The sequence below is a fragment of the Marinibacterium profundimaris genome (assembly GCF_002210095.1).
GTDB classification, from domain to species: domain Bacteria; phylum Pseudomonadota; class Alphaproteobacteria; order Rhodobacterales; family Rhodobacteraceae; genus Marinibacterium; species Marinibacterium profundimaris.
Genome location: NZ_AQQR01000004.1, coordinates 401,903 through 422,870, shown reverse-complemented (window position 1 = coordinate 422,870; position 20,968 = coordinate 401,903). Strand labels below are relative to the sequence as shown.

Genomic DNA, 20,968 nt, shown 5'->3' with positions numbered 1-20,968 from the left:
ATGATAAAGCCCGCAGATCTGCCCGAGACGCTACCCGTGTTTCCCCTCCCCGGAGCGCTTTTGCTGCCCCGGTCGCGCCTGCCCCTGCACGTGTTCGAACCGCGCTACCTGCAGATGTTCGAGGATGCGCTGAAAACGCGGGAGCGGCTGATCGGCATGGTCCAGCCCAACCATGTGCCGGGGCGCGAAGGCGGGCCGGGGCTTTACGCCATCGGCTGTGCCGGCCGGGTCACGCAATTCTCCGAAACCGAGGACGGGCGTTACCTGATCACGCTGACCGGCGCGTCGCGCTTCCGGATCCGGCAGGAGGTCCAGGGCTTCACCCCCTACCGCCGCTGCGATGTCAGCTGGGAGGGGTTCGGCCGCGACCTCGGCGAGGCCGAGGAGGACCCCGCCTTCGACCGCGCCGCCTTCCTGGCGTTGCTGGAACGGTTCTTCGCGGCGCAGAAACTGTCGACGGACTGGGACACGCTGAAAGAGGCGGAAGACGAACTGCTGGTCAATTCCCTGTCGATGCTTCTGGACTTCAACCCCGAGGACAAGCAGGCCCTGCTCGAGGCGCCCTCGCTGACGACCCGCCGCGAAACGCTGGTGACCCTGATCGAATTCGCGCTGCGCGGCGGTGCTTCGGAGGAAACCCTGCAATGAGCCGGGGCCACGGCGATGCCGACCGCCACATGCTGGAGGCGTTGGTCTGTCCCCTGACGCAGGCCACGTTGAGCTACGATGCCGCGGCGCAGGAGCTGATTTCCAAGCCCGGCAAACTGGCATTCCCGATCCGCAACGGGATCCCGATCATGCTGGTGGACGAGGCGCGCAAACTCGACTGACAGTGCCGGTGGCACGGTCGGATTGAGTATTTTTGCAAAGATGAAGATTGGAAGACGGCGCCAGGGGGCGGCCCGCCGCTCCGTCCATCCTGCGAGAATGCCGGCAGCGGCGCGGCGTCCCCTGTCTTCATCTTTGTACAAATACTCCAAAGCAACGCGTCAACCGGCGCTGGCCTCAGAGGGGGACCCCCTTCAGCAGCAAGGGGACATCTCCGGCGGTGCCGGCCGCTTCCCGGATCAGGCCGCGGCGCAGGGCGGGCAGGGCGTTGACCAGCCCCATGCCGATCCCGCGGCTCGCGCGGAGCAGGGGGTTGTCGTTGGAAAACAGGCGGTTGAAGGCGTCTGTAGCCAGAGCGAGGCTGACCGTGTCGGCGCGGCGCCACAGCGCGTAGCGGTCCAGTACGTCAGGCGCGCCGATGTCTTCGCCGCGGCGCAGGGCCTCGACCAGGACCTGGGCCAGTGCGCCCACGTCGCGAAAGCCCGCGTTCAGACCCTGGCCCGCGATCGGGTGGACGCCATGGGCCGCGTCACCGACCAGCGCCAGGCGGTCGTCGGTCATGCGGCGAGCCAGCGTCAGGTTGAGCGGATAGGTGAACCGGTCTCCGGCCAGGTCCAGGTCGCCCAGCACATCGCCGAAGCGGGGGGCGAGGGCGGTGAGGTAATCGGCGGGCGACATGGCCTGGATCTCGGCGGCCAGGCGGTCTTCCTCGCTCCAGACGATGGAACAGCGGTTGCCGGTAAGCGGCAGGATCGCCAGCGGCCCCTGCGGCAGGAAGATCTGGCGGGCCACGCCGTTGTGGGGTTTTGCGTGCGACAGCGCACAGACCAGAGCGGTCTGGCCATAGCCCCATTCCACCCGTCCGATGCCCGCGCGCCGGGCGGTGCCGGAGCGGCGGCCGTCGGCGCCGACCAGCAGGCGGCCGGTGAGGGTGCTGCCGTCGGAGAGCGTGATCGAGGCGGCGCCGGGGCTGGTGTCCTGCGCGGTGACTGTCACGCCGTTAAGCATGGTGACGCGCGGCTCGGACGCCATGGCCGACAGGAGCGCGCGGCGCACGTGCCGGTCTTCGACCATGTAGCCCATCGGGCCGTCTTCGGTTTCGGCATGGTCGAAGGCAAGGCCGAAGGGCCCGGGGCCCTGGCCGACCTGGCCGTCCGAGACCTCGATATCCAGGATCGGCTGCGATTGATCCGCCATCGCCTCCCAGGTGCCGAGGGCCTTCAGAAGGCGCTGCGATCCCAGCGCCAGCGCGTAGGAGCGCCCGTCGAAGCCCGCATCGGCAAGCACCGGTTCGGGCAGGGCGTCGATCACCGCGCTGCGCAGCCCGGCCTGGGCCAGGGCAAGGGCCAGTGCGGGGCCGGTCAGCCCGCCGCCGACGATCAGGATATCAAAGTCCGTTTTCATGCTCTGCAATATGGACAGAGCTTCGGGATTGTCCACCGGTCGTGCTGTCGCTACCGTCTCTGCAATGCAGCGAACGGAGTGGACATGTCGGACTGGTTGAGCATGAGCGCGGGGGACCTGGGGCGCGGGATCGGCAAGGGCGAGATCGACCCGGTGGAGCTGACCGAGGCGTTCCTTGAGGCGATCGACGCCTCGGAGCTGCGCGACCGGATCTATGCCCGCGTCACCCATGACCGCGCCCGGGCCGAGGCCGGGGCCGCGCGGGCGCGCGCGCAGGCGGGGCAGCGGCGCTCGGTGCTGGACGGGGTGCCGTTCAGCTGGAAGGACCTGTTCGATACCGCGGGCGTGGCGACGGAATCGGGCACCGCCCTGCTGGCCGACCGGATCCCGGCGCGCGATGCTGTTGTGCTGCAGAACGCGACGGCCATGGGCACGGTCTGCCTGGGCAAGACGCATATGTCCGAACTGGCCTTTTCCGGGCTGGGCTACAACCCGGTCACCGAGACGCCGCCGAATGTGAACGACAAGGATGCCGTGCCGGGCGGGTCGTCTTCGGGGGCGGCGGCCTCGGTGGCCTTTGGCCTCGCGCCGCTGGGCGTCGGGTCGGACACCGGCGGGTCGGTGCGGGTGCCGGCGGCCTGGAACGACCTGGTGGGGCTGAAGACCTCTTCGGGCCGGCTGAGCCTGGAAGGGGTCGTGCCGCTTTGCCTGAGGTTCGACACGGTGGGGCCGCTGTGCCGCACGGTGGAGGACGCGGCGCTGGCGATGGCGGCGATGGCAGGGACCGTGGCGCCCGACCTGCGGGGCGCGAGCCTGTCGGGCGCGCGGATCGGGGTGCTGAAGACGGTGGCGCATGACGATCTGCGCGACGGCCCCGCAGAGGCCTTCGAGATGGCGCGCGCCAGGCTGGAAAAGGCGGGCGCGCGGATGATCCCGCTGGATGTGCCCGAGCTTCTGCCGGCGATGGACCTGTCGCCGGTGCTTTACGCGCCCGAGGCCTATGGGCTGTGGCGCGACGTGATCGAAGCCGCGCCGGAGAAGATGTTCCCGCAGATCCTGGCGCGCTTCCGGGCCGGGGCCGAGGTTTCGGCGCCGGACTACGTGGCCGGCTGGGCGGCGCTGCAGCGCTACCGGATCGCCTGGGATGCCGCGACGGCGGCGCTTGATGCGGTGATCGTGCCCTCGGCGCCGAACCTGCCGCCGAACCTGCAGCGGCTGATCGACGACGAGGATTACTACCGGACGGAGAACCTGCTGACCCTGCGCAACACGCGGATCGGCAACCTGATGGGGCTGTGCGGGCTGACCCTGCCGACGGGCGTGCCGTCCTGCGGCGTTACGCTTCTGGGCCCGCCCGAAGGCGAGGAGGCGCTGCTGCGTCTGGGTGTCGCGGCCGAGGCCGCGCTTCGGGGCTAGGCACCGCCCCGGCGGCCGGTGCCGGGCGCTGGCCGCCGGGCCCGCATGGCCCGAATGCCACATTCGCACCGGATTAACCGCGTTTTTGTGGACGGGGGGCCGGGCGCTGGCTATCCTTCGGGGTAACGGGGCGTGAACGACCCCGACCCGAGGCATGCAGATGAATTTTCCTGAGCGGTTTTCGCAACTGCCGGCATACGCGTTCCCGCGTTTGCGGGCCCTTCTTGATCCCCACGCGCCGGGCGGCGACGTGGTGCACATGACGATTGGGGAACCGAAACACAAGTTTCCCCAATGGGTTACCGATGTGATCATGGAAAATGCCGCAGGGTTCAACGACTATCCCGCCAATGACGGCACGCCCGACCTGCTTGAGGCGATCGCCGGCTGGATCGCGCGGCGCTACGACGTGACGGTCGATCCCGCCACCCAGGTCCTGCCGCTGAACGGCACACGCGAAGGGCTGTACAACGCGGCCATGGCGCTGTGTCCCGAGACGAAGGCCGGCGCGAAACCGGTCGTCCTTGCGCCGAATCCCTTCTACCAGGTCTACATGGTGGCCGCGCTTTCGGTGGGGGCAGAGCCGCGTTTCGTGCCCGCCACGGCCGAGAGCGGGCACCTGCCGGATTTCACCGGCGTCGCCCCGGAGGTGCTGGACCGCACGGCCATCGTCTATATCTGCTCGCCGGCCAATCCGCAGGGCGCCATCGCCTCGCGCGCATACTGGACGACGCTTCTGGGGCTGGCGGAGAAGCATGATTTCAAGGTCTTTGCCGACGAATGCTATTGCGAGATCTACCGCGATGCGCCCCCGGTGGGCGCGCTGCAGGTCGCGCAGGAGATCGGCGCCGATCCCGAGCGGGTGCTGTCGTTCCATTCGCTGTCCAAACGGTCGAACCTGCCGGGTCTGCGCTCGGGCTTCGTGGTCAGCGGGCCCGAGAACATGAAGCGGATGAAGCAGTTGCGGGCCTATGCCGGCGCACCGCTGCCGAACCCGCTGCAGGCGGCCGCGGCCCGGGTCTGGGCGGACGAGGCGCACGTGGCCGAGAACCGCGCCCTCTACCAGGAGAAATTCGCCGTCGCGGACGAGATCTTTGGTAACGTGCCGGGTTACGAGAGCCCGCAAGCCGGGTTCTTCCTGTGGCTGCCGGTCGAGGACGGCGAGGCGGCGGCGCTGAAGGCCTGGACCGAGACCGGCGTGCGGGTTCTGCCCGGCGCCTACCTGTCGCAAACCGTCGATGGCGCCAATCCGGGCGCCGGGTATATTCGCGTCGCCATGGTGGCGCCCAAAGATGACATGCAGCGCGGGCTGATCACGCTACGCGACTGCCTTTTTTCATAAGAACCGAGGTCTGGTATGGCATACAACACCCGCAGTCGCGATCCGCTCCTGGACAGCAACATGCAGGCCGCCATCGAACGGCGCGGCAAGGAGCTGATCGGCATCGTGCTTCTGGGCCTCGGGGTCGCCGCCATGGCGATGATCCTGTCCTACACGCCCGATGACCCGAATTGGATGGTTTCGACCGATGCCGCCGTGCAGAACTGGCTGGGCCGGCCGGGCGCGTCGATCGCGGCGCCGCTGTTCATGGTTGTGGGCTGGGGCGCCCTGGGCTTCGGGGCGATCTTTCTGGCCTGGGGACTGCGGTTCCTGCTGCATATCGGCGAAGAGCGCGCGGTGAGCCGCCTGATCTTCGCGCCGATCGCGGTCGGCGTGCTGTCGGTCTATGCCGCGACGCTGGTGCCCGGCGCGGACTGGCGCGCGACGCACAGCTTCGGGCTGGGCGGGCTGTTCGGCGATACGGCGATGGGCGCGCTGCTGACGCTGCTGCCGATCGGGTCGCACCTGGCGGTGAAGCTGACCGGGCTGTGCATGGGGCTGGTGACGCTGGTCCTGGCCTTCTTCGTGATGGGCTTTACCCGGGCCGAGCTGTCGCGGATCCTGCGGCTGTTCGTGCTGGGGATCGTGATGGGCTACAGCGCGATCCTGTCGGTTCTGGGCAAGGGCGCCAGGGGCGCGTCGGACGCCGCGCGGATGCGCGCCCAGATGCGGGCGCAGCGCCGGGCCGAGGCCGAGGCCGAGGCCCAGGCCGGGGCCTTCGCGGCAGAAGCGGCCGCGGCTCCCCGGGTCTCCACTGCGCCCTCGGTGGCAATCAACCGGTCCATCCCCGCGGCGCCGGCCCGGTACGATGACGCCTATTCCGCGCAGGACGAGATGCCCCCCCTCGCCGCTCCGGCCCCCAATGCCGTCCCCCCGGCGCCGGCCGCGCTGCGCGCCACGCAAGAGCCCCGGGTCGAACCGCAGCCCGAGCGTGGCGGCCTGCTGTCGCGGATGCCCTCGCTGATCCGCCGGGCCGAACCGATCGCGGACGAGATGCCCGATCCGGAGCTGGTCGAAACCTATCCGCCGGACTTTGAAGACGACGAGATCTCGGACGACCGGATCCGCGCCCGCATCGCCGACGCGGTGCGCAGCCGCACCCGGCGGGGGCAGCCCGAGCCCGAGGCGCCGGTGGACGATCCGACCAAGCCGCTGACCCGGGGCAGGGGCCGTGGCCCGCAGCCGCTGATCTTCAAGGCGGCGCCGCCGGTCGCGGCGGCCCCGACGGTGGCCCAGGCGATGTCGGCCGGACAGGACGAGATCGCGCTGCCGCCTGAGCCGCCGCTGTCGCGCCACGTGCCGGCCGCCGCCGGGCTGAAGCCCGAACCGCCGCTTCGGGCCCAGGCGCCTGGCGCGCGCCGGGCCGAGCCCGAGCAGATGGTCGCCCCCGGCTTCGAGGGCGCGCGCGAAGACGAGGCCGCGTTCACCGAGGTGCTGGAAGAGGATTACGGCGACTATATCGAATCGAACGTCACCCCCTACCAGCCGCGCCGCGCCGTGGGTCCCGTTGTGGCGCCCTCGCCCGCGCCCACGCCCAAGCCCGCGCCCATGCCCGAAGGCATGGCGGAGCAGGACGATTTCGGCGGCAGCGACGATCACGACGACGTCGATGCCTACGACGACGCCCACGACAGCCTTGATGACGCCGGTCACGACACGGGCCCCCGCGTGATTCCCCGTGCCGCGCCGATCCCGGTGGCGGAGCCGAAGAAGGTTGTCCAGAACCCGACCCGCAAGGCGCCGCAACCGTCCAAACGTGCCCGGGCCGAGGCCCAGCCAAGCCTCTCCTTCGACGAGCAGGAGCAGAAATACGAGCTGCCGCCGCTCAGCCTGCTGATGAGCCCGGACACGATCCAGCGCCACCACCTGAGCGACGAGGCGCTCGAGGAGAACGCGCGGATGCTGGAGAACGTGCTGGACGATTACGGCGTGAAGGGCGAGATCGTCTCCGTCCGCCCCGGCCCGGTGGTCACCATGTACGAGCTGGAGCCGGCGCCGGGCCTGAAGGCCAGCCGCGTGATCGGCCTGGCCGACGATATCGCGCGGTCGATGTCGGCGCTGTCGGCGCGGGTGTCGACGGTGCCGGGGCGGTCGGTGATCGGGATCGAACTGCCCAACGACAAGCGCGAGATGGTCGTGCTGCGCGAGATCCTCGCCAGCCGCGATTTCGGCGACACGAACATGCGCCTGCCGCTGGCCCTGGGCAAGGACATCGGCGGCGAATCCATGGTGGCCAACCTGGCCAAAATGCCCCACCTGCTGATCGCCGGGACGACGGGGTCGGGCAAGTCGGTGGCGATCAACACGATGATCCTGTCGCTGCTCTACCGCCTGACGCCGGACGAATGCCGGCTGATCATGATCGACCCGAAGATGCTGGAACTGTCGGTCTATGACGGCATCCCGCACCTGCTCTCGCCGGTGGTGACCGACCCCAAGAAGGCGGTTGTCGCGCTGAAATGGACCGTGGGCGAGATGGAAGAGCGCTATCGCAAGATGTCCAAGATGGGCGTGCGCAACATCGACGGCTACAACGGCCGGGTCGAGGATGCGCTGTCCAAGGGCGAGACCTTCTCGCGCACCGTGCAGACCGGCTTTGACGACGAAACCGGCGATCCGGTCTTCGAGACAGAGGAGATCATCCCCGAGAAGATGCCCTATATCGTGGTCATCGTCGACGAGATGGCCGACCTGATGATGGTCGCGGGAAAGGAGATCGAGGCCTGCATCCAGCGCCTGGCGCAGATGGCGCGGGCCTCCGGCATCCACCTGATCATGGCCACGCAGCGCCCCTCGGTCGACGTGATCACCGGCACGATCAAGGCGAACTTCCCCACGCGGATCTCGTTCCAGGTGACCTCGAAGGTCGACAGCCGCACGATCCTGGGCGAGATGGGCGCCGAACAGCTGCTGGGCATGGGCGACATGCTCTACATGGCCGGCGGCGCCAAGATCACGCGCTGCCACGGGCCCTTCGTCTCGGACGAAGAGGTCGAGGACCTGGTGAACCACCTCAAGGCCTACGGCCCGCCGGAATACATGGCCAACGTGCTGGAAGGCCCCGACGAGGAACGCGAAAGCGACATCGACGCGGTGCTGGGCCTGGGCGGCAATACCAACGGCGAGGACGCGCTCTACGATCAGGCGGTGCAGATCGTGATCAAGGACCGCAAGTGCTCGACCTCCTACATCCAGCGCAAGCTGGGCATCGGCTACAACAAGGCCGCGCGCCTGGTCGAGCAGATGGAAGAAGAGAGCCTGGTCTCGCCCGCCAACCACGTGGGCAAGCGCGAGATCCTGGTGCCGGAACAGCAATAGGCGTCGCGCGGGATGGCGCGCCGTTCATCGCCGGCTCCCCTCCCGCCCACCCACCCCGGTGCGCCGGCGATGCCCGGCACAGGCCTGCAAGAGCGTTCCCCCAACCGCGGACCATGCCTGGCAGCGCCACGGTCACAGCCTCGCGCCGTCCCCCTGCTTCTTGGACAAAATACTCCGGACCACCCTCTGCGGCCCTCCGTCCATCCGCAGCAGGGCGCCACCCCCCCCTGTCTTCACCTTTGCCCAAATACCTCAAACGCTCCGCCTCGACCGGCCCCACGCCGGCCATGCTGGCGCGCCCGTCCATCCCCGGCCCGGGGAACACCGCGCCCGTCACCGCGTTTCACATTTCCGCTCACGGTGCCGCGCCGGACTTGGGCCGGACGCCGGAACACATTACATGAGACCCATGCTGAAAAGACGCCATTTCCTCGCCGCCGCTGCGGCCCTCTGCGCCGCCGGCCCCGCCGCGGCCGAGAAGATCTCGCTGCCTGCGCTGTCGGCCTATCTCAACGGGGTAAAGACGGCCCGGGCGCCGTTCACGCAGGTCAGCGACGACGGCTCGCTCGCGACCGGCACACTTTACCTGATGCGGCCGGGCCGCGCGCGGTTCGAATACGACCCGCCGAACGACGCGCTGATGGTCGCGGGGGCGGGGGCGGTGGTGATCGTCGACCCGAAATCCAACCAGCCGGCCGAAAGCTATCCGCTGGACCGGACGCCCCTGTCGATCATCCTGGCGCCCCGGGTGGACCTGGGCCGGGCCAACATGGTGGTGGGCCACAGCTACGATGGCACCGCGACGATCGTCACGGCCCAGGACCCGGAGAACCCCGATTACGGCCGCATCGAGATGATGTTCACGGACGACCCGATCGAACTGCGGAAATGGGTCATCCATGACAGCTCGGGCATGGCGACCACGGTCATCCTGGGCGGGATGGAGACGGGGATGTCACTGTCCTCGGGCCTGTTCTCCACCAGCCGGGCCAGGTCCGGGTCGAATCGCTAGCACCGCCCGGCCCGGCGCCGGGCCTGCGCCTCTTCGGGGGCGCGCGGCTGTCCCATGACAGCCCCGTTCCGGGATCAGCGGCAATCGGCCAGTTGCAACCCGTAGACCGTGGCGCGGCTGTCGACCTCGTTGGCCACACGCATCAGCCAGGCCTTGCTGCGATAGGAGCCGCGGGCATAGCCCGAATGGCCCTCGTGGTAGGCCAGGTACTGGCGCTCGGCATCGTCCAGCGGAATGCCGTTGGTCTTGAGCGTACGGTTGAAATACCAGCCCATGAAATCGGTCGCGTCACGGATCCGGTCGCGCTTGGCGCCGCGATTGCCCGTGACCCGGCGGTATTCGTCCCAGGTGCCGTCCAGCGCCTGACCATAGCCATAGGCCGAGGATTGCCGGCCCACCGGCACCACGCCCAGCACGAATTGATGCGGCGTGCGCGCGTTCGAGATGAACTTGCTCTCCTGGTAGATGGTGGCCATCTGCACATGCACCGGCACACCCCACTTGCGTTCCGCCTTGCGGAAGGCGCGCATGTATTCGGGCCGCTGCGCAATGATGCTGCAGGCGTCGTCGAGATTTGCGGGCGCGGTCTTGTAGCCGGTGCTGCAGGACACCAGCAGAAGAACCACGCCGAGGGCGAGGGGAAACCTGATCATGATCGGACTGCTCGGTCTTTGTTATTGGGGTCATTTTACGCGAATTGGCACAAATGTGGAATCACATTTGCATTGTTCACGGAACCATGCAGAAGGTGCCGGATCGGCCCATATTGGCATATCCCCGCTGGCCCCGGTTTTGATCTTGGTTCCCAGGGGGTTGACTGGTTTTCAACCGAGTGTTTCCCGCAGGTCTCGCGACGTGATTGGACAGAATGGCTTGTCCCCGGTAAAAACGGAAGGTAGGGGCAAAGCGATGTTGAAGACAAAAGCCAAATACCATCTCGGCCAGGTCGTGCGGCACCGAAAGCACCCGTTTCGCGGGGTGATCTTCGACGTCGATCCGGAATTCTCGAACACCGAGGAATGGTACGAATCCATCCCCGAGGACAGCCGGCCCCGGAAGGAACAGCCGTTCTACCACCTGCTGGCCGAGAACGATCAGACCTATTACATCGCCTATGTGTCCGAGCAGAACCTCGTGGCCGATTACTCGGGCGAGCCGGTCGATCACCCGGATATCCCCGACATGTTCGGCCCGTTCCAGGACGGATCCTACCCCCTGCATTTCCAGCTGAACTAAGCCGCCGGACGCGGGCGTAGGGTGGGTTTCCAACCCACCGCCAGCCTGGCAACCGGTGCGCAGGGTGCGGTGGGGTGAAACCCCACCCTACAGCTCTTCGCGGACGCCGCTCAGAAGCCGATCGCGCAGCCGTCCTTGCGGGGGTCGCTGGCCCCTTCAAGCACACCGCTGTCGTGGATGCGGATCGCCTGGGCGCCGCCGATGGGCGCATCGGGGATGATCACCTTGTGCCCCATCTCCGCCAGCTCGGCCCGGACGGCGTCGGAATAGCCGCGTTCGACCTTCATCTCGCCGGCATCCGAGAAGCAGCGCGGCGCGTCGAGCGCGTCCTGCGGATCCATGCCGAAATCCACCATGTTCGTCACCACCCGCGCGTGGCCGTTGGGCTGGTAGGCCCCGCCCATCACGCCGAAGGGCATCTCGACCTTGTCGCCGGTCGCCAGCAGGGCCGGGATGATCGTGTGCATCGGACGGTTGCCGCCTTTCAGCTCGTTCGGGTGGCCTTCTTGCAGCGTGAAGCCGGCGCCGCGGTTCTGGAACAGGATGCCGAACTTTTCGGACGCGATGCCCGAGCCGAAACCGTGGAAGATCGAGTAGATCAGCGACACCGCCATCCGGTCGCGGTCGACCACGGTGATGTAGATCGTGTCCTTGTGGACCGCTTCGGTGATCGGCGCGGCCGCCGCCATGGCGCGTTTCGGGTCGATCAGCGCGGCGAGCTTGTCGGCGGTTTCTTCCGAGATCATGTAATCCAGCCGCGTGGTCTGGTCCGGATCGGCCAGGAAACGGTTGCGCGCATCATAGGCAAGCTTCGCGGCCTCGGCCTCGATATGGGCGCGTTGGGCGCCGAAGGGATCCATCCCGGCGATGTCGAAGCGCGACAGGATGTTGAGCATCAGGATCGCCGTGGCGCCCGTGCCGTTGGGCGGATGCTCGATCAGGTCCTTCGACTTGTAGCGGCCCCGGATCGGCGCATCGCTGCGGTGCGAGACGGCGGCGAAATCCTCCAGCGTGTGGACCCCGCCAGCGGCCTGCAGTGCAGTGACCATGTCTTCGGCCACCTCGCCCTGGTAGAAGGCCTTTGCCCCATCCTTGGCTATGCGGCGCAGCACCTCGGCCTGGCCGGGGGCGTTGAAGACCATGCCGGTGGTCGGCGGCTTGCCGTTCACCAGGAAATGCATCCGCGCGGCGCCGGTCAGCTTGGCCGATTCCCCGGGCCAGTCGAAGGCGACGCGCGGGGCAACCGGAATGCCGGCTTCGGCGTAGTGGATCGCGGGGGAGAGCACGGTGTCGAGGCCCAATTTCCCTTCCGTCTCGGACATGTGGCAGAAGGCGTTGACCGCGCCGGGCACGGTGACCGCATGGGGGCTGTAGAGGGGCACCTCGGGCAGCCCCTCGGCCCGCAGCGCGGCGGCCGAGGCGGCGGCGGGCGCCTGGCCCGAACCGTTGATCGCGGTGACGGGCGCGCCCGGGCGCGAGATAAGGGCGAAGCAATCGCCGCCGATGCCGGTCATCTGGGGTTCGGCGATGCCGAGGATCACGGCGCCGCAGATCGCGGCGTCCATGGCGTTGCCGCCCCGGCGCAGGATGTCCAGCGCGGCCTGCGCGGCCACGGGATGCGAGGTGGCGACCATGCCGTCGGTTGCGAAGACGGCCGATCGGCCGGTTTGGTGAAAGTCGCGCATCTGGCCCGGTCCCTTGCTGTTCTGATCGCGCGGAGACTACGAGCGGAGACCGGGAAAGCCAAGTCGTCCCAATGGTGGACAGCGGGGAAGGGGGGATGTGGGGGAAAGCGTCGGGCTGGCTTGGGAAGTCCTCGGCGTCACGCACTGGGTGGGGGCTGTTGATAACGCGACGCCGAGGGAAGCTCAAAGCAGCTACAGTCGTGTATATGGCGCTGGTTCTGGGCGCGAGTTAGGAGCGAATGGGGCGGTTTTGAGGCGCGGGCCCGGGGCGCGCGACAAGGTGGGGGTCTTGGCCCTCGTCAGCGGTGAAGCCGTGGCGCGGGCCCCGTCCGGCGGAAGGGGGAGGACGGGATCAGTACAGGGCGGGACAGGATCTTGTGGGTCGGGCGAGACCGCGGCTTCAGCGCGCGACGGGCCAGGATATTAGATGCCGGACGCGGCCCGGACCCCGAGGCGTCGCGCGTTTTCAAGGACATGGGGCGCCTCGGGCCTGTGTAAGGGCCAGAGGGGAAACGCGACCGAGGACAGTCTGGCGTTTTGCCGGTCGCCTCCTAAGGCTGCAGGTCCGTCAGGTCGCGGGGTCGGCGGGCCGCAGGTCAAAGGCCACGTGCAGCCGGTTGGTGCCGTCGCGCCGGTCATAGCGGATGTCGCTTGCCATCGCGCGGATCAGCAGCCAGCCGAACCCGCCCTCGGGCAGGCTGTCGCGCGGGCAGGTCAGTTCGGACGAGCGGCCGTGCGGCAGGACCCCCCCGGGCAGCGGATCGCCGTCGTCGGTGATGTCGAACTTCAGCGCCGGGCCCTCGACATGCGCCGACAGCCGGATCTCTCCGCCGTCATGGCGCCGGTAGGCATGTTCGACGATGTTGTTGATGATCTCGGCCAGCGCGATCTCCACCATGCCGGCGCGTTCGGGCGAAAGACGCTCGGCCAGGTCGGCGCGCAGCTGCCGCATGATCCGCGACAGCGCGGCGCGCGTTCCGGTCTCCGTCGCCTCGCTTGTCAGGGACAGCATCGGACCGGATCCGCCCATCTCAACCCGTCTTTCCCAGGATTGGGTCATCTGTCACCTCGCCTGTGCGTCCAGCGCCTCTCCCAGCGTGGGGTAGAGGGTGAAGACCGTGTCCATCCGCGTCAGCCGGAAGACCTTGTCGACGGTCGGGGTCAGCCCGGCCAGGTCCAGCCGGCGATCGGGGTCCAGCTGTTTCATCGCGGCGACGATGGCGCCCAGCCCGCTGCTGTCGATGAAGGCGACCTGGCTGAGGTCCAGCACCACCCGGTTCGGCCCGCCCACCGTGGCGGCGCGCATGTCGTCCTTGAACCGGATGGCCAGCGCGGCGTCGATCCTTTCGCTCAGGACGGTCACGATCCTGGTGTCCTCGGCGTCGGATGTGGTCAGCGTCATGCCATGCCTCCGCGGTCGCATGTTCCGGCACGAAGGCTAGAACCGAATCGTTACCATCCTGTATATCTTCCCGCCTTCGCAGCCCGCTTGCACACGCGCCGAAGGCGCGCCTCCCCTGGCCCGCCCCGCAGGGGCGCCTCCCCGGGCGTCCCGCAGGGGCGCAACGACCCGACCGGAGGGAGGGGAAATTTCCTTTGGCATTTCGCAGACCGCACGGCATGGTGCCGCCCTATGCGCAGGACACTTCCCTTTCGCCCAGATTTCACGCCGCCGGGGTCCGCCACCGGCATCAGCCCCGCTGCCCGGACCGCATGAGCTTCGAGGCCTGGACCGTCTTCGCGCTGTTCTGGGTGGTCTTCGTGACCACGCCGGGCCCGAACGCGGTGAACTGCATCCAGAACGGCATGACCCTGGGCTTTCGCCGCGCCTTCGTCGGCGTGCTGGCGATCCTCACCCAGGCCGCGGCCTTCCTGACGCTTTCCGCCCTTGGTGTCACCGCGCTGATCGCCGCCTCGCCCACGGGGTTCTTCATCGCCAAGCTGACAGGCGCCGGGTTCCTGGTCTGGACCGGCATCCGCAACTGGCGCCGCGCGGGCGATCCCGCACCGGTGGATCCGCGCCCGTCGTCCCATGTCTACCTGCATGCGCTCGCCACCGCGACGATCAACCCCAAAAGCGTCGCCGGCTACCTTGCCGCCTTCTCGGCCTTCGTGCAGCCCGACGTGCCCATCCGCGACCAGATGGCGGTGATCGTGCCCACCGCGCTGACGCTGACCACGCTCAGTTATTCCGGCTTCACCCTGCTGGGCGTGCTCATGGGGCGCTCGGCGCTGGCGGCGGTCTTCAATGCCTGGGTGCGGCGGCTCCTGGCGCTTTGTTTCATCGTCTACGGGGTGCTGCTGGGCTTTGCCGCCACCCCCATGAAAGGTTGATTCCATGTCCGACAGCACGATCACCGGCGCCTGCCTCTGCCGCGCCACCACCTTCGAGATCACCGGCGACCTGTCGCCCGGCACGCTGTGCCATTGCGGCCAGTGCCGGCGCCAGACCAGCCATGTCTACAGCTCGACCCATATCCCGCAGGCCAGCCTGCGCCTGACCCGCGACGACCGGCTGGCCTGGTACCAGGCCAGTCCCATGGCGCGGCGCGGCTTCTGTTCGGCCTGCGGATCGGTGCTGTTCTGGGATCCCTTCGACGAGGATCGCATCTCGGTCTCGCTTGGTGCCCTGGACGCGCCGCATCCGGGCCGGGTGGTCAAACATATCTTCACCGCCGACACGGGCGGCTACTACCCGATCGACGACAGCCTGGAGCGTGCCGATGGCGACTGAGATCCGCAGCAGCGGGGGCCCTGCCCGATGACGCTGCCTGCCCATGCCCGTGCGGTCGTCATCGGCGGCGGTGTCGTCGGCTGTTCCGTCGCCTATCACCTGGCCCGGCGCGGCTGGACCGACGTGGTGCTGCTGGAACGCAAACGCCTGACCTCGGGCACCACATGGCATGCGGCCGGCCTGATCGCCCAGCTGCGCGCCAGCGCCAACATGACCCGACTGGCCAAGTACAGCCAGGAGCTTTACGGCAGCCTCGAGGAGGAGACGGGCCTGGCCACCGGCTTCCGCCGCACCGGATCGATCACCGCCGCGCTGACCGATGCGCGGCTGGAAGAGCTGCGCCGCTCTGCCGCCATGGCCCGCGCCTTCGGCGTGGAGGTCGAGGAGATCTCGGTCTCCGACATCGGCGAGCGCTATCCGCACCTGAACCTCGACGGGGTGACCGGCGGGGTCTGGCTGCCGAAGGACGGGCAGGGGGATCCGGCCAATATCGCGCTGGCGCTGGCCAGGGGCGCGCGCCAGCGGGGCGCGGCGATCATCGAACATGCCAAGGTCACGGGCCTCGGCCGCCAGGGCCGCCGCGTGCGCTGGGTCACGGTCGAAACCCCGGACGGCCCCCAGCGCATCACCTGCGATCACGTGATCAACTGCGCCGGCATGTGGGCGCGCGAGGTCGGGCGGATGGCGGGCACCAACGTGCCGCTGCAGGCCTGCGAACATTTCTACGTGGTGACCGAGGCGATCCCCGGCCTGAAGGACCTGCCGGTGCTGCGGGTGCCCGACGAATGCGCCTATTACAAGGAGGACGCGGGCAAGATCCTGCTGGGCGCCTTCGAGCCGGTGGCCAAACCCTGGGGCCCGCCGCCCGAGAGCTTCGAATTCGACCAGCTGCCCGAGGATGTCGACCATTTCGAGCCGATCCTCGAACAGGCCATCAACCGCCTGCCGGTGCTGGCCGAGACCGGGATCCACACCTTCTTCAACGGTCCCGAAAGCTTTACCCCCGACGATGCCTATCACCTGGGCCGCGCGCCCGAGATGGACAATGTCTGGGTCGCGGCCGGGTTCAACTCTGTCGGGATCCAGTCCGCCGGCGGTGCCGGCATGGCGCTGGCCGCCTGGATGGACCTGGGCGAAAAGCCCTTCGACCTGGGCGACGTCGACATCGCGCGGATGGAGCCGTTCCAGGGCAACGCCCGCTACCTCAGGGCCCGCGCGACCGAAACGCTCGGGCTGCTCTATGCCGATCATTTCCCCTACCGGCAGAAGGCCACGGCGCGGGGCGTGCGGCGCTCGCCCCTGCACGGGGCGCTGGCCGAACGCGGCGCGGTCTTCGGCGAATTCGCGGGCTGGGAACGCGCCAACTGGTTCGCCCGGCCGGGGCAGGCGGCGGAATACGACTATGCCTGGGGGCGGCAGAGCTTCTTCGACAACGTCGCGCAGGAGCTTCACGCGGTGCGGACCGGCGTGGGGATGTACGATATGTCCTCCTTCGGCAAGCTGCGGGTCGAGGGCCCGGATGCCGAGGCCTTCCTGAACCGGATCTGCGGCGCCGAGATGACCGTACCCGTGGGTAAGATCGTTTATTCACAAATGCTTAACCATTCCGGCGGGATCGAGGCCGATGTCACCGTCACCCGCCTGTCCCAGACCGCCTTCCTTGTCGTGACCCCGGCGGCCACGCGGCTGGCGGACGAGACGCGGATGCGCCGCCTGCTGGGCGATGCGCGCGTGGTGATCACCGATGTCACCGCCGGCGAGGCTGTGCTGGCGGTCATGGGGCCGGGCGCGCGCGCGTTGCTGCAGGCGGTCTCGCCCAACGACTTTTCCAACGCGGTCAATCCCTTCGGCACGGCGCAGCAGATCGAGATCGGCATGGGGCTGGCCCGCGCGCACCGGGTCTCCTACGTGGGCGAGTTGGGGTGGGAGCTCTATGTCTCCGCCGACATGGCGGCACATGTGTTCGAGGTGCTGATGGAGGCGGGGGCGGATCACGACCTGACGCTTTGCGGGCTGCACATGATGGATTGCGCGCGGCTCGAAAAGGGGTTCCGGCATTTCGGCCACGACATCACCGCCGAGGATCACGTGCTGGAGGCCGGGCTGGGCTTTGCCGTGAAGACCGCCAAGCCCGATTTCATCGGCCGCGACGCGGTGCTGCGCAAGCGCGACGAGGGGCTGAACCGGCGGCTGCTGCAATTCCGCCTGACGGATCCAGAGCCGCTGCTGTATCACAACGAACCGATCCTGCGGGATGGCGAGATCGTCGGCCACCTGACCTCGGGCGCCTATGGCCATACGCTGGGCGGCGCCGTGGGGCTGGGATATGTGCCCTGCCAGGACGAAGACGCGGCGGCGCTGCTGGCCTCGGGCTACGAGATCGATGTGGCGGGCAGCCGGGTCCGGGCCGAGGCGACGCTGAAACCCTTCCTCGATCCCGGCGGAGACCGGTTGCGCGGCTGACCGAAGGGCGTATGACGGGCCCCAGGCTCCGGGCGGCTCAGGCGCGCCTCGGACGAGGGGACGGCGAGCGCGGCGGATGACAGCAGACAGGGCAACGGACCAGGCATTGGATCAGGCGACGGGCGGGGCGTCGGGCCAGGCCGTGGACCAGACGGCGGGCCGGGGCGGAGACCGGACGGGCACCCGGACGGGCGACGCGCCTCTGGGGTTCGTCTATGCCGTTCTGGCCTATCTGTGCTGGGGCGTCCTGCCTTTGTACGTGAAGGCGGTCGAACACATGAGCCCGGCCGAAGTCGTGGCCCATCGCTGCCTCTGGGCGGTGCCTGTCGCGGGCGCGGTGCTGTGGTGGACGGGGCGGACCTCGGATCTCTGGGCGGCGCTGCGGCGGCCAAGGCAGCTTGGCATGGCGGCGGTGACGGCGGCCCTGGTCACCACGAACTGGGGGATCTACGTCTGGGCGGTCTTCGCCGACCGCGCGGTGGATGCGGCGCTGGGTTATTACATCAATCCGCTCTTCAACATCCTTCTTGGCGCCCTGCTGCTGGGCGAACGGCTGACCCGGCTGCAGATCGGGGCCGTCGCGCTGGCCGGGCTGGCGGTGGTGGTGCTGGCCGTCGGGCTGGGCCGGCTGCCGATCGTGCCGCTGGGCATCGTGTTCAGCTGGGGCGCCTATGCCTATTTCAAGAAACAGCTTCCGATCGGCCCGAACCAGGGCTTCCTGCTCGAGGTGCTGCTGATCTCCGGCCCGGCGCTGGCGCTGGTCCTAGTCCTTGCGGCCCGGGGCGAGGGGCATTTCGGCACCAACGTCCCCGACACGCTGCTGCTGATGCTGGGCGGCGTGCTGACGGCGACGCCGCTGATGCTTTATGCCAATGGGGCCAAGCTGCTGCGGCTCTCGACCATCGGGATCCTGCAATACATCACGCCGACGATGATCTTCCTCGTCGCCGTCTTCATCTTCGGCGAACCGGTGGGCACTGCCCGCGCCATCGCCCTGCCGATGATCTGGGTGGCGCTGGCGCTCTACACGACCTCGCTGTTCCGCGAGACGTCGCGGCGCTGAGCGCCCGCGCCTTCCAGCGCCCCCGCCCCCCCGCGGTCCCGCATCGTCGTTGCGTCTGCGACCAGGGTAGCCGTTGCGCCCGCCGCGGCAGGGAGTACTTTGTGGCGATCAACCTCATGACCGCCCCAGAAGAAGGACATTCCGCCATGACCGGACCCGCCAATGAACATGCCATCTGGCCCCTGGTGGAGGCGGCCGCGCCCCGGCTGGTGGACCTGTCGCACCGGGTCTGGGCCACGCCCGAGACCTGCTATGCCGAGCGCCAGTCCGTCGCCGCCCATGCCGAGGAGCTCCGCGCCCAGGGCTTCGAGGTGACCGAGGCCCCCGCCGGCATCCCCACCGCCGTCATCGGCGAGGCCGGCCACGGCGGGCCGGTGATCGCCTTCCTGGGCGAATTCGACGCGCTGGCGGGCCTCAGCCAGCAGGCCGACCTGCCCGAGCAGCGGCCCGTGATCGACGGCGCCAACGGCCATGGCTGCGGGCACAACCTGCTGGGCTCGGCCTCGATGCTGGCCGCCGTCGCCCTGCGCGACTGGCTGGAGCAGACCGGCACACCGGGCACGGTGCGCTACTACGGCTGCCCGGCCGAAGAGGGCGGCGCGGGCAAGACCTTCATGGTGCGCGACGGGCTGTTTTCCGACGTGGACATCGCGATCACATGGCATCCGCATTGCATGCCGGTGGTGCTGCGCGGCTCGTCGCTGGCCAACACGCGGGTGGATTTCACCTTCGAAGGCCGCGCCGCCCATGCCGCGGGCGCCCCGCATCTGGGCCGGTCGGCTCTGGACGCGATGGAGCTGATGAACGTCGGGGTGAACTACCTGCGCGAACACATGCCCGACAGCGCGCGGCTGCATTACGCGATCATCGACGGCGGGGGGATTTCGCCCAACGTGGTGCAGGCGCGGGCCAAGGTGCGGTATGTCGTGCGGTCGGACACGGTGCCCGAGATGATGAGCCTGCTGGACCGCGTCGGCAAGGTGGCGCAGGGCGCGGCGCTGATGACCGAAACGCAGGTCACGCAGGAGGTGCTGGCGGCGGTGTCGAACCTGCTGCCCAACGATCCCCTCTGCGCGGCGATGCAGGCCAACCTCGACGCGCTGGGGCCGGTGCCCTTCGACGCGGCGGATCGCGACTATGCCGCGCGGTTCCAGGCGACGATGTCGCCGGAGGACATCGCCGACAGCTACCGCAGCCTTGGCGTGACCCAGGCGGAGCCCAAGGTGCTGGCCGATTTCGTGGCCGGAGCCGAGACCCCGGTGCGCGACCTGGGCGGGTCGACCGACGTGGCCGATGTCAGCTGGGTCGTGCCGACGGTGCAGCTGATGGATGCGACGGCGGCGATCGGCACGCAGCTGCATTCCTGGCAGATGACCGCCCAGGGCAAGAGCGCACCGGCGGCCAAGGGCATGATCCATGCCGCCCAGGTCATGGCGATGACGGGCATGGACGCGGTGCTGGACCCGGATCTGCGCGCCCGCGCCTGGGCCGACCTGCGCGCGCGCGGCGGGGCCGAAGGCTATGTCTGCCCGCTGACGCCGGATGCCGAGCCGCCGGTCCGGGCGATGGCCGCGGAATGAGGCCCGGGCAGCCGGGCTGATTGCCGGTCGGGTACTCCGCCGAAACGGGGTGCCCCGGTCAGCGATGTCCCCCGCCGCCCCACCGCGACGATCCGACCGCAGGGCGGATCGGCGCAACCGCTGCCCTTGCCCCGCGGGGCGCTGGCCGCTATGGCCGCCGGCATGAGCGACTACAATCCCCCGGACACGCCCCTCGACATCCTGCATGACGATCACGAGCTTCTCGTGGTCGACAAGCCGGAGGGGCTGCTCTCGGTCCCCGGCAAGGGCGAGCACCTGGCCGATTGCCTGTTGTCGCGCGTGCAGGCGGCCTTCCCCGAGGCGCGGCTGGTCCACCGGCTGGATCGCGACACCTCGGGCGTGATGATCTTCGGCCGCACGCCCCATGCGCAACGCCACCTGGGCCTGCAGTTCGAGAAGCGCCAGACGAAGAAGACCTATGTCGCACGGGTCCACGGACGGCTGGAGCCGAAGACCGGCACCGTCGACCTGCCGCTGATCGTCGACTGGCCCAACCGGCCGAAGCAGATGGTCTGCCACGAAACCGGCAAGGCCGCCGTGACCGATTGGCGCGTGCAGCGCTACGGAGACGACGAGACGCGGGTCAAGCTGATGCCCCAGACCGGGCGGTCGCACCAGCTGCGCGTCCACATGCTGGCGATGGGCCATCCGATCCTGGGCGATCCCTTCTATGCCGAGGGTCCGGCGCTGGAGGCGCCGCGCATGATGCTGCATGCCGAGGAGCTGCGGGTGAAACACCCCGACGGAGGCCGCAGCATGAGCTTTCGGGCCAAGGCGCCGTTCTGACGGCTGGTGCCGTCCGGCTGGAGACCGGCCCGCGCCGGGCG

Annotated in this window: 18 protein-coding genes; 13 read left to right on the top strand and 5 right to left on the bottom strand. The window is 68.8% G+C overall.

What is annotated here, in order from left to right; genetic code table 11:
- Together ATO3_RS13140 and ATO3_RS13135 are read left to right on the top strand one after the other, a co-directional pair.
- Nucleotides 1-648, top strand: a complete 648-nt coding sequence (locus tag ATO3_RS13140; protein WP_088650308.1) for an LON peptidase substrate-binding domain-containing protein — start codon at nucleotides 1-3, stop codon at nucleotides 646-648.
- Nucleotides 645-830 (top strand): Trm112 family protein, encoded by a 186-nt coding sequence (locus ATO3_RS13135; protein WP_088650307.1) that lies wholly within the window; start codon nucleotides 645-647, stop codon nucleotides 828-830. The genes ATO3_RS13140 and ATO3_RS13135 overlap by 4 nt, the downstream gene beginning before the upstream one ends.
- A gap of 175 nt (nucleotides 831-1,005) precedes the next feature.
- Here the strand turns inward: ATO3_RS13135 and ATO3_RS13130 are convergent, their stop codons facing one another.
- On the bottom strand, nucleotides 1,006-2,232 hold the full coding sequence (locus ATO3_RS13130; RefSeq protein ID WP_088650306.1) for a UbiH/UbiF/VisC/COQ6 family ubiquinone biosynthesis hydroxylase: 1,227 nt from the start codon (nucleotides 2,230-2,232) through the stop codon (nucleotides 1,006-1,008).
- 84 nt (nucleotides 2,233-2,316) lie between these two features.
- Here ATO3_RS13130 and ATO3_RS13125 point away from each other — a divergent pair, with 84 nt between their 5' ends.
- The 4 genes from ATO3_RS13125 to ATO3_RS13110 all read left to right on the top strand — a co-directional run bounded on the left by ATO3_RS13125 (nucleotide 2,317) and on the right by ATO3_RS13110 (nucleotide 9,359).
- Entirely contained in the window at nucleotides 2,317-3,648 is a 1,332-nt protein-coding gene (locus ATO3_RS13125; protein ID WP_088650305.1) for an amidase, read from the top strand.
- Nucleotides 3,649-3,808: 160 nt separating this feature from the next.
- Nucleotides 3,809-4,990, top strand: a complete 1,182-nt coding sequence (locus ATO3_RS13120; protein ID WP_088650451.1) for an aminotransferase class I/II-fold pyridoxal phosphate-dependent enzyme — start codon at nucleotides 3,809-3,811, stop codon at nucleotides 4,988-4,990.
- A 15-nt stretch (nucleotides 4,991-5,005) separates the two neighbouring features.
- On the top strand, nucleotides 5,006-8,347 hold the full coding sequence (locus tag ATO3_RS13115) for a DNA translocase FtsK (protein WP_088650304.1): 3,342 nt from the start codon (nucleotides 5,006-5,008) through the stop codon (nucleotides 8,345-8,347).
- Nucleotides 8,348-8,756: 409 nt separating this feature from the next.
- On the top strand, nucleotides 8,757-9,359 hold the full coding sequence (locus tag ATO3_RS13110) for a LolA family protein (protein WP_198963269.1): 603 nt from the start codon (nucleotides 8,757-8,759) through the stop codon (nucleotides 9,357-9,359).
- Between the two features lie 74 nt (nucleotides 9,360-9,433).
- Here ATO3_RS13110 and ATO3_RS13105 read toward each other — a convergent pair whose 3' ends face one another.
- Nucleotides 9,434-10,012 (bottom strand): transglycosylase SLT domain-containing protein, encoded by a 579-nt coding sequence (locus ATO3_RS13105; protein ID WP_088650303.1) that lies wholly within the window; start codon nucleotides 10,010-10,012, stop codon nucleotides 9,434-9,436.
- Between the two features lie 256 nt (nucleotides 10,013-10,268).
- Here ATO3_RS13105 and hspQ point away from each other — a divergent pair, with 256 nt between their 5' ends.
- Nucleotides 10,269-10,595 (top strand): heat shock protein HspQ, encoded by a 327-nt coding sequence (hspQ, locus tag ATO3_RS13100; protein WP_088650302.1) that lies wholly within the window; start codon nucleotides 10,269-10,271, stop codon nucleotides 10,593-10,595.
- A 110-nt stretch (nucleotides 10,596-10,705) separates the two neighbouring features.
- Here the strand turns inward: hspQ and ATO3_RS13095 are convergent, their stop codons facing one another.
- From ATO3_RS13095 to ATO3_RS13085, 3 genes are all read right to left on the bottom strand, one after another.
- On the bottom strand, nucleotides 10,706-12,280 hold the full coding sequence (locus tag ATO3_RS13095; RefSeq protein ID WP_088650301.1) for a gamma-glutamyltransferase family protein: 1,575 nt from the start codon (nucleotides 12,278-12,280) through the stop codon (nucleotides 10,706-10,708).
- A 568-nt stretch (nucleotides 12,281-12,848) separates the two neighbouring features.
- Nucleotides 12,849-13,292 (bottom strand): ATP-binding protein, encoded by a 444-nt coding sequence (locus tag ATO3_RS13090; protein ID WP_158217956.1) that lies wholly within the window; start codon nucleotides 13,290-13,292, stop codon nucleotides 12,849-12,851.
- Between the two features lie 51 nt (nucleotides 13,293-13,343).
- On the bottom strand, nucleotides 13,344-13,682 hold the full coding sequence (locus tag ATO3_RS13085; RefSeq protein ID WP_088650299.1) for an STAS domain-containing protein: 339 nt from the start codon (nucleotides 13,680-13,682) through the stop codon (nucleotides 13,344-13,346).
- Nucleotides 13,683-13,993: 311 nt separating this feature from the next.
- On the opposite strand from ATO3_RS13085, the gene ATO3_RS13080 reads away from it, so the two are divergent.
- The 6 genes from ATO3_RS13080 (at nucleotide 13,994) to ATO3_RS13055 (ending at nucleotide 20,927) form a co-directional block, all read left to right on the top strand.
- On the top strand, nucleotides 13,994-14,614 hold the full coding sequence (locus ATO3_RS13080; protein ID WP_088650298.1) for a LysE family translocator: 621 nt from the start codon (nucleotides 13,994-13,996) through the stop codon (nucleotides 14,612-14,614).
- Between the two features lie 4 nt (nucleotides 14,615-14,618).
- Entirely contained in the window at nucleotides 14,619-15,014 is a 396-nt protein-coding gene (locus ATO3_RS13075; RefSeq protein WP_088650297.1) for a GFA family protein, read from the top strand.
- Between the two features lie 27 nt (nucleotides 15,015-15,041).
- A complete protein-coding gene (locus ATO3_RS13070) occupies nucleotides 15,042-17,477 on the top strand; it encodes a GcvT family protein (protein WP_088650296.1) in 2,436 nt (811 codons plus the stop codon).
- 76 nt (nucleotides 17,478-17,553) lie between these two features.
- Nucleotides 17,554-18,540, top strand: a complete 987-nt coding sequence (gene rarD, locus ATO3_RS13065) for an EamA family transporter RarD (protein ID WP_088650295.1) — start codon at nucleotides 17,554-17,556, stop codon at nucleotides 18,538-18,540.
- Between the two features lie 146 nt (nucleotides 18,541-18,686).
- Nucleotides 18,687-20,120, top strand: a complete 1,434-nt coding sequence (locus ATO3_RS13060) for a M20 family metallopeptidase (RefSeq protein WP_088650294.1) — start codon at nucleotides 18,687-18,689, stop codon at nucleotides 20,118-20,120.
- 162 nt (nucleotides 20,121-20,282) lie between these two features.
- Nucleotides 20,283-20,927: an RluA family pseudouridine synthase gene (locus tag ATO3_RS13055; protein WP_088650449.1), complete on the top strand. Its 645-nt coding sequence runs from the start codon at nucleotides 20,283-20,285 to the stop codon at nucleotides 20,925-20,927.
- The last annotated feature ends 41 nt before the right edge of the window (nucleotides 20,928-20,968 follow it).

Bases quoted from the DNA above. Each gene is read 5' to 3' on its own strand.
- ATO3_RS13095 (WP_088650301.1), bottom strand. From the start codon at position 12,280: ATGCGCGACTTTCACCAAACCGGCCGATCGGCCGTCTTCGCAACCGAC.
- ATO3_RS13075 (WP_088650297.1), top strand. From the start codon at position 14,619: ATGTCCGACAGCACGATCACCGGCGCCTGCCTCTGCCGCGCCACCACC.
- ATO3_RS13115 (WP_088650304.1), top strand. From the start codon at position 5,006: ATGGCATACAACACCCGCAGTCGCGATCCGCTCCTGGACAGCAACATG.
- ATO3_RS13110 (WP_198963269.1), top strand. From the start codon at position 8,757: ATGCTGAAAAGACGCCATTTCCTCGCCGCCGCTGCGGCCCTCTGCGCC.
- ATO3_RS13120 (WP_088650451.1), top strand. From the start codon at position 3,809: ATGAATTTTCCTGAGCGGTTTTCGCAACTGCCGGCATACGCGTTCCCG.
- ATO3_RS13105 (WP_088650303.1), bottom strand. From the start codon at position 10,012: ATGATCAGGTTTCCCCTCGCCCTCGGCGTGGTTCTTCTGCTGGTGTCC.
- ATO3_RS13140 (WP_088650308.1), top strand. From the start codon at position 1: ATGATAAAGCCCGCAGATCTGCCCGAGACGCTACCCGTGTTTCCCCTC.
- ATO3_RS13080 (WP_088650298.1), top strand. From the start codon at position 13,994: ATGAGCTTCGAGGCCTGGACCGTCTTCGCGCTGTTCTGGGTGGTCTTC.
- ATO3_RS13135 (WP_088650307.1), top strand. From the start codon at position 645: ATGAGCCGGGGCCACGGCGATGCCGACCGCCACATGCTGGAGGCGTTG.
- ATO3_RS13090 (WP_158217956.1), bottom strand. From the start codon at position 13,292: ATGCTGTCCCTGACAAGCGAGGCGACGGAGACCGGAACGCGCGCCGCG.
- ATO3_RS13060 (WP_088650294.1), top strand. From the start codon at position 18,687: ATGACCGGACCCGCCAATGAACATGCCATCTGGCCCCTGGTGGAGGCG.
- ATO3_RS13070 (WP_088650296.1), top strand. From the start codon at position 15,042: ATGACGCTGCCTGCCCATGCCCGTGCGGTCGTCATCGGCGGCGGTGTC.
- rarD (WP_088650295.1), top strand. From the start codon at position 17,554: ATGACAGCAGACAGGGCAACGGACCAGGCATTGGATCAGGCGACGGGC.
- ATO3_RS13055 (WP_088650449.1), top strand. From the start codon at position 20,283: ATGAGCGACTACAATCCCCCGGACACGCCCCTCGACATCCTGCATGAC.
- hspQ (WP_088650302.1), top strand. From the start codon at position 10,269: ATGTTGAAGACAAAAGCCAAATACCATCTCGGCCAGGTCGTGCGGCAC.
- ATO3_RS13130 (WP_088650306.1), bottom strand. From the start codon at position 2,232: ATGAAAACGGACTTTGATATCCTGATCGTCGGCGGCGGGCTGACCGGC.
- ATO3_RS13125 (WP_088650305.1), top strand. From the start codon at position 2,317: ATGTCGGACTGGTTGAGCATGAGCGCGGGGGACCTGGGGCGCGGGATC.
- ATO3_RS13085 (WP_088650299.1), bottom strand. From the start codon at position 13,682: ATGACGCTGACCACATCCGACGCCGAGGACACCAGGATCGTGACCGTC.